This is a genomic window from Sphingomonas sp. (assembly GCF_035555815.1).
In the GTDB taxonomy this organism is placed as follows: domain Bacteria; phylum Pseudomonadota; class Alphaproteobacteria; order Sphingomonadales; family Sphingomonadaceae; genus Sphingomonas.
The window spans coordinates 1-9,612 of sequence record NZ_DATMGG010000098.1 but is presented as its reverse complement, the minus strand read 5'-3'; the positions used below and the strand labels follow the sequence as shown (position 1 = coordinate 9,612).

Below are 9,612 nucleotides of genomic sequence, written 5' to 3'. Positions count from 1 at the left end.
CACGACACGGTTCGTCGTGCCGTTGCTCGACGTGTCGGATACCGTGCTCTCCGTCGAGCGCCTTAATCCCAGCTTCGAGATCGCGGGGGTTCGGCTGGTCATGGCGACCCAACTTGCGGCTGCCGTCCCGGTTCGCGAACTGGGGGTGAAGGTCACCACCGTGGCCGATCAGGACTATCGCATTATCGACGCGCTCGACGTGCTGATCGGCACGGCCTAGCCGCGTTACCGCTTCCTTCACCCCCCTGCGCTAACCGGGCGGCATGGCGACCCATGTTTTCCTGACCATCGATACCGAGCTGATGTGGCGGCACCACGCCGCCGGGCTGGACATCGCCGCGATCGCCGCGCGCTCGCTGGAGCCGGCGGGGGTGGGGATCGGCTGGCAGCTCGAGCGGCTGGCGGCGCATGGGCTGAAGGCGACCTTCTTCGTCGATCCGATGCCGGCGCTGGTCCACGGCATCGGGCCAATCCGCGCGGTGGTGGAATCGATACTGGCGGCGGGGCAGGAAGTGCAGTTGCACCTCCATCCCAATTGGGCCGGCGCCAGCGCGGCCGACCGCGCCGTCCACGGATCGTTCGAGCTGACCGACCTGTCCGCCGCCGCGCAGCGCGACCTGATCGCCCGCGCGCGCGATCTGCTGCGCGAGGCGAGGGCGCCCGAGCCGGTGGCGTTCCGATCGGGCAGCTATGCCGCCAACGACGATACGCTGGCGGCGCTGGCCGCTCTGGGCATCGCCTATGACAGCAGCCATAACGGATGCGAGCATCCATGGCCGAGCGCGATCGCGCTGCCGCCGCGCCGCATCGCCCCGCTGGCGCACGGCGGCGTGATCGAGGTGCCGGTGACGGTGATCGAGGATCGCGTCGGGCGATTGCGCCATTTCCAGATCTGCGCGCTGTCGGCGGGCGAGATGCGCGCCGCGCTCGACCATGCCGCGCGTGCGCGTCATGCGGCGGTGACGATCGTCGGGCACAGCTTCGAACTGTCGAATCGCGCCGGCACCCGCCCCAACCGCGTGCACGTCGCGCGGTTTGAGGCGCTGTGCAGGATGCTGGCGAACCGGCGCGAAAGCCTGCCGACCGCTCATTTCGCCGATCGGCCGGCGCTGCCGCTCGACCGCGAAGATGCGCCGCTGGGGGCCAGCCTGGTCCGCACCGGGTGGCGTCAGGTCGAACAGCTGTGGTCGAATCTGGTCGAGGAGCGGGCGGCGTGACCGCCGCGGTGCGCTTGCCGCTCGCTTTTCGAATCGGGACGCGGACTTTGGTGTCGGTGCGGCGCACGCTGAAGCGCGTGCCGCTGTCGCTGGACGACGCACTGGCTGGTCGCGCGCCGGTACTGACCTCGCTCGACGGCGCCGACGGTTATCTCGTCACGTCGCTGCCGGCGGCCCGGCTCAACGCGGTGGCGGGGGCGACCGCGTGTATCGTCGCGGTCCGCCAGCGATACACGCGCTACTACGCCGACCTGACGATCGGATTCGACGCCTGGTGGCAGGGGCTGTCGGGCAACACCCGATCCGGGCTGAAGCGCAAGGCGAAGCGGATTGCCGGGCTTAAAGTGCGTAGCTATCGCACCCCGGCCGAGCTGGAGGCGTTTCACGCGATCGCGCGCGGGATCGCCGAAAAGACCTATCAGGAACGGCTGATGGGTGCGGGATTGCCCGCCGACGCCGATTTCGTCCGGGATATGCTGGCCGACGCGGCGGCGGGCACGGTGCGGGCATGGCTGTTGTTCACGGGCCGGGCGGCGGTGGCCTATCTCTATTGCCCGGTGCGCGCCGGCACGGTGATCTACGAATATGTCGGGCATGACCCCGCCTTTGGGGAACTTTCGCCGGGCGCGGTGCTCCAGATGGAGGCGATGCGCGACCTGTTCGCCGAGAGCGGGCTGACACGGTTCGACTTCACCGAGGGCGAGGGCCAGCACAAGCGCAGCATGGCGACCGGCGGGGTGGAATGCCTCGACCTGCTGCTGTTGCGGCCGACGCTGGCCAATCGCGCGGTGGTGGCGGGGCTGTCCGGCTTCGACCGCGCGGTCGCGCTGGCCAAGGCCGGGGTGCAGCGCGCCGGATTGCAGGAGTGGGCAAGGAAGGTGCGGCGGGGCTAAGGTCCCCGTCATGCAGCTTCGTACCCAGGCCATCGTCCTTTCCGTTCGCGCGCATGGCGAGCATGGCGCGGTGGTGCGGTGCCTGACGCCGGCGGACGGGGCCCAGCCAGGCTATGTGCGCGGCGGACATTCGCGCGCGCTGCGGCCGATTCTTCAGCCCGCCAACAGCGTCGTCGGCGAATGGCGCGCGCGTACCGATGACGCGCTGGCGGCGCTGACGGTCGAACTGGTCCACAGCCGTGCGCCGCTCCATGCCGAGCCGCTCGCCGCCGCCGCGCTGACCTGGGCCACCGCGCTGACCGCCGCAGCGCTGCCCGATGGCCAGCCCTATCCGCGGCTGTACGCGGCGCTGGACGGGGTGATCGCCGCGATCGAAGCGGCGCCGGGCGCGCGCGGATGGGCGGCGGCGCTAGTGCGCTATGAATTGCTGATGCTGGCCGAGCTGGGATTCGGCCTCGATCTCGATCGGTGCGTGGTGAGCGGGTCGGCCGACGATCTCGCGTTCGTCAGTCCGAAGAGCGGCGGCGGGGTCAGTCGCGTGGCGGCGGCGGGGTATGAAGCGCGGCTGTTGCGCTACCCTGCCTTCCTCCGCGGCAAGGCGTCGGGTGGCGGGGCGGCGGACTGGGACGACATCCTCGACGGGCTGGCGATGACCGGCCATTTCATGGCGCGCGATCTGCTGCACGGCCGCGCGGCGGAGGTGCTGGCGGCACGCGAGAGGCTGGTGGAAAAGCTGAAGCGGGCGATTTCCTGAAAAACCGCGCGCCCCGAGCTTGTCGAACGGCCGTCCTTCTTCCTAGGGGGAGCAGGACCGTGCTTCGAGATGCCGGAGCACGAACGGGGAGAAGCTAGTGCCTCTTATCGCATTGTTGCCCGGCGACGGGATCGGGCCGGAAGTGGTGACACAGGCGCGGCGCGTGCTCGACGCGCTCGGTCTCGATCTCAGCTATCAGGAGGCGCCGGTTGGCGGCGCCGGATATGAAGCGGCGGGTCATCCGCTGCCGCCGGCGACGCTCGATCTCGCGATGCGGGCCGATGCGATCCTGTTCGGCGCGGTCGGCGATCCGCGCTTCGACAACCTTGATCGCGCGCTGCGGCCGGAACAGGCGATCCTCGGGCTGCGCAAGGCGATGGGAACGTTCGCCAATCTGCGCCCGGCCAAGGGGTTTCCGGGGCTGGAGGACGCTTCTGCGCTGCGGCCGGAGGTGGCCCGCGCGCTCGATCTGGTGATCGTTCGCGAACTGACCGGCGACGTCTATTTCGGCGAGAAGGGCCGGCGCGAGACCGCCGACGGGCTGCGCCAGGGCTATGACGTGATGGCCTATGACGAGGGCGAGGTGCGGCGCATCGCGACGGTGGGCTTCGAGATGGCCAAGCGGCGTCAGGGCAAGCTGTGTTCGGTCGACAAGGCCAACGTGCTGGAGACGTCGCAACTGTGGCGCGACGTGGTCAACGAGCTGGCGGGCGACTACCCCGAGGTCACGTTGACCCACATGTATGTCGACAACGCCGCGATGCAGCTGGTGCGCGCGCCGGGCCAGTTCGACGTGATCGTCACCGGCAATCTGTTCGGCGACATATTGTCCGATCAGGCGAGCATGTGCGCGGGATCGATCGGGATGCTGGCGTCGGCGTCGCTGCGCGAATGGGCGGGCGCCAACGGGCTGTACGAGCCGATCCACGGCTCGGCGCCCGACATCGCCGGGCAGGGCAAGGCAAATCCGTGCGCGGCGATCCTGTCGGCGGCGATGATGCTGCGCCACTCGCTGGGGCAGGAGGACGCTGCCCTCCGCGTCGAGGCGGCGGTGGCGAAGGCGATCGCCGGCGGCGCACGCACCGCCGATCTGGGTGGATCGCTCTCCACGACGGCGATCGCCGACGCCGTGCTGGCCGGGCTTTAGCGCCAGCTCGGCAGCCACATCCAGCGGTGGAAGCCCTGCGCATCGGGCAGGGCTCCCGCCGCGATGATCGGGTAGAAGTGGACGAACATCAGCGTCGCGGCGATGGCGTAGCCGGCGACCCAGCGGCTGTGCGACTGGCGGCCGTAGATGTGGCCGGCTGCCGCCAGCGCGATGCACAGGAAGATGCCCGACAGGTGGTAGTAATAGTAGAAGCCCAGGCTCTTTGGGATGACTGCCCATATTGCCAGCGACACTGCCCACAGCAGCGCCACCACGCCCGCCTTCGCCGACCCGCGCATCCACGCCCATAGCAGCGCCGCGACCGCGACCAGCCCGCCCCACATGATCGCCGGATTGCCGACCAGCAGCACCCCACGCACCGCGCCGTCGACTGGCTCGTACAGATACCAGATCGGCCGGATCAGCAGCGGCCAGCTCCACCAGCTCGACTGATAGGGGTGGGGCGACAGGATCTGGGTCTGGCTGTCGTACATCTTCCATTGAAAGGGGATGATGCCGGCGGGCGTCAGCGCATCATGGGCGTAGAATAGCGTCGGCAGGAAGGTGACGAAATAGGTGGTGACGCTGACCGTGCCGAGCAGCAGTACCGCCGCGATCGGCGTCAGGCCGGGCCAGGCATTCGCGCGGCCGCGACGGACGATCACAAATGCCACCATCGCAAAGGCGACATAGGGCGCCGCCGCCCATTTGGTCGCGGTGGCAAGGCCGAGCAGCACCGCGCCGAGCAGCCAGCGCCGCATCACGCGATCCGGCGGCGCACGCATCGCCCAGAGCAGGCTGGCGATGCCGAGCGTGACGAACGCGCCCATGAACCCGTCGAGCATCGCGATCCGCGCCTGGATGAAGACGGTGAAGTTGAGCGCGGCGAACAGCGCGCCATAGCTGGCGGTGCGTACGCTGCCGAACAGCAGCCACAGGATCGCGAACACACCGAGCACCGTGGCCGTTCCGGCGACGGTGGAGAAGGCGCGCCAGCCGACGGCGTTGTCGCCGAACATAGCGATGCCGGCGGCGATCATCTCCTTGCCCAGCAACGGATGTTCGGTGTTCATCGGCCGGTCGAGCGCAAGGATGGCGCGGGCGGCCGGAACATAGTGGACTTCATCGAACATCAGGCCGTGCGGGCGGGCGAGGTTGACGCTGAACAGCAGTTGCGCGGCGAGGCCGATCAGTAGCGCGACGACGAGCGGGCGGCGAAGAAGCGCTGGCATGGCGATCGCGCTCTAGCCGATCGCTGCGCGTGTGGGGAGAGGGGGAGGGGAAGCGGAGAGGTTGCGCCGCGCCGCCGGTGGCGTCAAAGCGTTCGCCATGAAACGCCGTACCGGACAAGACCGCTCCATCACCCGCAACTGGCGGCCCGCCACCCAGGCCGTGCGCGGCGGCACCGCGCGCTCCGAATGGGGCGAAACGTCGGAGGCGCTGTTCCTGACGTCGGGCTATGCCTATGACTGCGCGGGCGACGCCGCCGCGCGCTTTGCCGGCGAACAGGTCGGCATGACCTATTCGCGCCTCCAGAACCCGACCGTCGAGATGCTCGAGCAGCGCATCGCGCTGCTGGAGGGGAGCGAGGCGTGCCGGACGATGGCCAGCGGGATGGCGGCGATGACCGCGGCGCTGCTGTGCCAGCTTTCCGCCGGCGATCACATGGTCGGCGGGCGCGCCGCGTTCGGATCGTGCCGCTGGCTGACCGATTCGCTGATGCCGCGCTTCGGCATCGAAACCACGGTGATCGACGCGCGCGACCCCCAAGCGTTCGTCGACGCGAGCAAGCCGAACACCAAGGTCTGGTTCTTCGAAACGCCGGCCAATCCGACGATGGACATCGTCGATCTGCGCGTGGTCTGCGCGCTGGCGAAGGATCGCGGGATCACCACCGTGGTCGACAATGCCTTTGCCAGCCCGGTTTTGCAGCGACCGATCGAATTCGGCGCCGACGTGGTCGCGCATTCGGCGACCAAGGCGATGGACGGCCAGGGCCGCGTGCTGGCCGGCGCGGTATGCGGGACCGAGGATTTCATCAACAACACGCTGCTGCCGTTCACGCGAAACACCGGGCCGACGCTGAGCGCGTTCAACGCCTGGGTGGTGCTGAAGGGGCTGGAAACGCTCGACCTGCGCCTGCGCCGGCAGAGCGAGAACGCGCTGGCGGTCGGGCGTTTTCTGGAGGGGCGGGTGCCGCGCATCCTGCACCCCGGCCTGCCCAGCCACCCGCAGCATGGTCTGGCGATGAGCCAGATGGACGCGGCCGGATCGATCTTCGCGTTCGAGGTTGCGGGTCGGACGCAGGCGCACGGTCTGCTCGATGCGCTGGAACTGATCGACATCTCCAACAACATCGGCGATTCGCGCTCGCTGATGACGCACCCGGCGTCCTCCACCCATTCGGGCGTGGCCGAGGACCAGCGTCTGCTGATGGGCGTGACCGAGGGGATGCTGCGGATCAACGTCGGGCTGGAGGATCCCGCCGACCTGATCGACGATCTCGACCGCGCGCTGGGCGCCGTCGGATTGTGATGGAGGCGCTGTTCGCCCATGCGGCCGAGACGCACGGCGTCGCGGTGCGCGTGCAGGTGAGCTACCTGGCCGAACAGTCGGAACCGGGGCGCGGTCGCTGGTTCTGGGCCTATCATATCCGCATCGAGAACGGTTCGGCGCGCACCGTGCAACTGCTGACCCGCCACTGGATCATCACCGACGGGCGCGGCGCGCGGCACACGGTGGAGGGCGAAGGCGTGGTCGGTGAACAGCCGGTGATCGAACCGGGCGGCAGCTTCGACTATGTCTCGGGCTGTCCGCTGTCGACGCCGACGGGCTCGATGCAGGGCAATTACCATATGATCGCCGACGACGGCGATGCGTTCGACGTCGCCATTCCGAAGTTCGCGCTGCTCGCGCCGGCGGTGGGGGCGTGATCTCTTTGGCCACCCTCACCCTTGCGGCGCTTCGCGGCTCCCTCCCTCTCCGGCCGGGGGAGCGAAGGGGCCCGCCGCCGCAGGCGGTGGGAAGGGTGAGGATCCCATGAAACGTACCCACCTTCCCCTCAACGGGCTGCGCGTGCTGGACGCGGCGGCGCGCCATCTGAGCTTCACCCGCGCCGCCGACGAACTGGCGGTGACGCCGGCGGCGGTCGGCCAGCAGATCCGCGCGCTGGAGGACACGCTCGGCACTGTGCTGTTCCGCCGCACCACCAAGGGGCTGGAACTGACGCCGGAGGGCGAGGCCGGGCTGGTCGCGCTGCGCGACGGCTTCCTCCAGTTCGAGGAAGCGGTGCGCGCGATGCAAGCGGGGCAATCGTCCAAGTCGCTGACCATCGCCGCGCCGCGCGACCTGACCGCCAAATGGCTGATGGCGCGGCTGACCGCGATCGCGGCGAGCGATCCCGAACTGCGCTTCGCCATCGTCGGCGACGAGGAGATCGATTTCGCCCAGGCCAATCTCGACCTCGCGATCCGCTGGGGCGAGGGGCCGGGCGAGCACGAGGGCGAAGCGCTCGAATCCGACGGCATGGTCACGGTGACCGCGCCCGACGGCGGCGCCGACGTCGCGATCGCCTGGCCGGGGTGCATGGGGGAGGACGCGGCGTCGCCGGTGCGCGTCGCCGACGCCGGGCTGGCGCTGGACGCGGCGGCGGCCGGGCTGGGGCGGGCATGCGTGTCCGAACTGCTGGCGCGCGCCGATCTGGCCGCCGGGCGCGTGGTGGTGGTCGGTGCGCCGCGCATGGTGTCGCGCGGCTACTGGCTGGTCGCGCCGTTGCCGCAGTGGCGCCAGAAGAAGGTCCGAGCGCTGGTCGAGGCGCTGGCGTCGTGACGGCAGCCGACGATGACGGTCCGCGCGATCCGCCCGATTTGAGCGATCCCGTCCAGCTGGCGCGTTATCGCGCGGAATTGCGCACCGTCGCGCGTGGCACGCGGACGATGGGCATCATGCTGGCGCTGGTCGGTGTCGCCGCCGCGATCCTGCGCGGAACCGTGGTGCCGCAATTGCCGGAGATGGTGCCGCTGGTCCTGATCGTCACCGCCCTGGGACTGATGCTGCTCGGGATCGTCCGCCGCATCCGTTATCATTCCGCCCGGTTGCGGCGGCGCTGAGTCGGCGATCCGCCGCCAGCGCGGCACAAGGTGACGCGCGTCACGGAAGCCGCTAATCTCAGGCGGTTATCGCGGCGTAGGAGGGGCTGGTGCCGGGAGCGAGATTAGGTTTGGTGCTGATCGCCGCCGCGGCGCTGGCCGGATGTGGCCGCACCGCGGGCAATCCGGCGCCGCCGCGTGTCGAGACGCCCGCCGAGCTGCCGCAGCAGACATCGACGATCGTCGTGCCGGTCACGGTCGATCTCGCCACGCTGGAAACCGCCCTCAACGGGCGTGTGCCGCGCCAGCTGTGGCAGATCGACAAGCAGGAAAAGAGGTGCGTCAAGGCGCAGCGGGTGAAGGTGCTGGGTGTCCGCGCCAAGGTGACGCCCGATATCGGTTGCCGCATCGTCGGGCAGGTCACGCGCGGGCGCATCCGGCTGAGCGGCAGCGGCGACCGGCTGGTGCTGACGCTGCCGGTCAACGCGGCGATCGCCGCGCGCGACGTTGGCGGGGTGCTCAAGGGCAAGACCGCGACCGGCGCGGCGACGGTGCGCGCGGTGGTCAAGCTGTCGGTCGATCGCACCTGGCAACCGCGCGCGAAGATCGACATCGCCTATGACTGGACCGAACCGCCCGGCATCGAATTCCTCGGCCAGCGCATCAAGTTCGTGGAGAAGGCCGACGACAAGCTGAAGGGCGTGATCGCCGGGCTGGAGCGCAGCCTGCCGCAGGAGCTGACCAAGCTGCGCACGCGCGAGAAACTGGCCGGGGTGTGGAAGGAAGGGTTCGCGGTGATCGAACTCAACCGCGACAAGCCGCCGGCGTGGATGCGGGTTACGCCGCAGCGGCTGGGCTTTGGCGGATACCGCGTCGGAAGCGGCAAGGTCGAGATGCTGTTGCAGGCGGAGGCGCTGACCGAGACGTTCGTCGGCGATCGTCCGCCCGACCCGATGCCGACCCCGCTGCCGCCGCCGACACCGCGCGTGGGCGAGCGGGGCCTGCGGTTCTTCGTGCCGGTGATCGCCGACTATGCCCAGCTCGAACCGGTCGTGCTGCGCACGCTGGTCAAGCGCGCGGCGAAGGGGATCACGCTCGACAAGGTCGGGGCGGTCGAGGCGAAGTTCGGCAAGGTCACCGTCTATCCCACCAGCGACGGCCGCATGGCGGTGGGGATCGAGGCCAGCGTCAAGGCGCTTGCCCACCCGACCCTGACCGCGACCCATGGTGCGGTGTGGCTGTCGGGCATTCCCTATAACGACGTCGGTTCCCAGGTGGTGCAGGTGCGCGACCTGCGCATCGCGACGCAGACCGATCGCCAGGCGGTCGATTTGCTGATCCAGCTGATGCTCGATCCGCTGGTGCTGGAGGACATCCGCACCGCGCTGTCGCATGATTTCGCCAGCGATTATCAGCGCGTGCTGGCGGCGGCGCGCAAGGCGGTGGCGGGGCGGCGGCTGGGCGATTTCACCCTGTCCGCCGATGTTTCCAGCGTGCGCAACGGCGAACTGAA

Annotated in this window: 11 protein-coding genes; 10 read left to right on the top strand and 1 reads right to left on the bottom strand. The window is 69.5% G+C overall.

The features are described 5' to 3' along the window. From VNR91_RS05645 to leuB, 5 genes are all read left to right on the top strand, one after another. On the top strand, positions 1-220 hold a 220-nt coding region (locus tag VNR91_RS05645; protein WP_325489802.1), incomplete at its 5' end, for a CcdB family protein. A 43-nt stretch (positions 221-263) separates the two neighbouring features. Continuing rightward, positions 264-1,217 (top strand): polysaccharide deacetylase family protein, encoded by a 954-nt coding sequence (locus VNR91_RS05640; protein WP_325489801.1) that lies wholly within the window; start codon positions 264-266, stop codon positions 1,215-1,217. Next, positions 1,214-2,110, top strand: a complete 897-nt coding sequence (locus tag VNR91_RS05635) for a GNAT family N-acetyltransferase (RefSeq protein WP_325489800.1) — start codon at positions 1,214-1,216, stop codon at positions 2,108-2,110. The genes VNR91_RS05640 and VNR91_RS05635 overlap by 4 nt, the downstream gene beginning before the upstream one ends. A gap of 10 nt (positions 2,111-2,120) precedes the next feature. Continuing rightward, complete coding sequence (gene recO / locus VNR91_RS05630; protein WP_325489799.1) at positions 2,121-2,864, top strand: DNA repair protein RecO; 744 nt, start codon at positions 2,121-2,123, stop codon at positions 2,862-2,864. Positions 2,865-2,961: 97 nt separating this feature from the next. Beyond that, positions 2,962-4,011: a 3-isopropylmalate dehydrogenase gene (gene leuB / locus VNR91_RS05625; protein WP_325489798.1), complete on the top strand. Its 1,050-nt coding sequence runs from the start codon at positions 2,962-2,964 to the stop codon at positions 4,009-4,011. On the opposite strand, the gene VNR91_RS05620 is transcribed toward leuB, so the two are convergent. Then, the gene (locus VNR91_RS05620) at positions 4,008-5,243 is read right to left on the bottom strand and encodes a phospholipid carrier-dependent glycosyltransferase (RefSeq protein ID WP_325489797.1); all 1,236 of its coding nucleotides are present in this window, start codon (positions 5,241-5,243) and stop codon (positions 4,008-4,010) included. The genes leuB and VNR91_RS05620 overlap by 4 nt on opposite strands. Before the next feature lie 97 nt (positions 5,244-5,340). On the opposite strand from VNR91_RS05620, the gene VNR91_RS05615 reads away from it, so the two are divergent. From VNR91_RS05615 to VNR91_RS05595, 5 genes are all read left to right on the top strand, one after another. Next, complete coding sequence (locus VNR91_RS05615) at positions 5,341-6,546, top strand: trans-sulfuration enzyme family protein (RefSeq protein ID WP_325489796.1); 1,206 nt, start codon at positions 5,341-5,343, stop codon at positions 6,544-6,546. Then, positions 6,546-6,944: a Co2+/Mg2+ efflux protein ApaG gene (apaG, locus tag VNR91_RS05610; RefSeq protein WP_325489795.1), complete on the top strand. Its 399-nt coding sequence runs from the start codon at positions 6,546-6,548 to the stop codon at positions 6,942-6,944. Before VNR91_RS05615 ends, apaG begins: the two co-directional genes overlap by 1 nt. A 106-nt stretch (positions 6,945-7,050) precedes the next feature. Next, positions 7,051-7,839 (top strand): LysR family transcriptional regulator, encoded by a 789-nt coding sequence (locus tag VNR91_RS05605; RefSeq protein ID WP_325489794.1) that lies wholly within the window; start codon positions 7,051-7,053, stop codon positions 7,837-7,839. Further along, positions 7,836-8,120: a hypothetical protein gene (locus VNR91_RS05600; protein ID WP_325489793.1), complete on the top strand. Its 285-nt coding sequence runs from the start codon at positions 7,836-7,838 to the stop codon at positions 8,118-8,120. Before VNR91_RS05605 ends, VNR91_RS05600 begins: the two co-directional genes overlap by 4 nt. Before the next feature lie 113 nt (positions 8,121-8,233). Continuing rightward, a partial coding sequence (locus VNR91_RS05595) for a DUF4403 family protein (protein WP_325489792.1) occupies positions 8,234-9,612 on the top strand: 1,379 nt, incomplete at its 3' end.

Coding starts and splice junctions, on each gene's coding strand:
- VNR91_RS05640 (WP_325489801.1), top strand. CDS start 264: ATGGCGACCCATGTTTTCCTGACCATCGATACCGAGCTGATGTGGCGG.
- recO (WP_325489799.1), top strand. CDS start 2,121: ATGCAGCTTCGTACCCAGGCCATCGTCCTTTCCGTTCGCGCGCATGGC.
- VNR91_RS05620 (WP_325489797.1), bottom strand. CDS start 5,243: ATGCCAGCGCTTCTTCGCCGCCCGCTCGTCGTCGCGCTACTGATCGGC.
- VNR91_RS05615 (WP_325489796.1), top strand. CDS start 5,341: ATGAAACGCCGTACCGGACAAGACCGCTCCATCACCCGCAACTGGCGG.
- apaG (WP_325489795.1), top strand. CDS start 6,546: ATGGAGGCGCTGTTCGCCCATGCGGCCGAGACGCACGGCGTCGCGGTG.
- VNR91_RS05605 (WP_325489794.1), top strand. CDS start 7,051: ATGAAACGTACCCACCTTCCCCTCAACGGGCTGCGCGTGCTGGACGCG.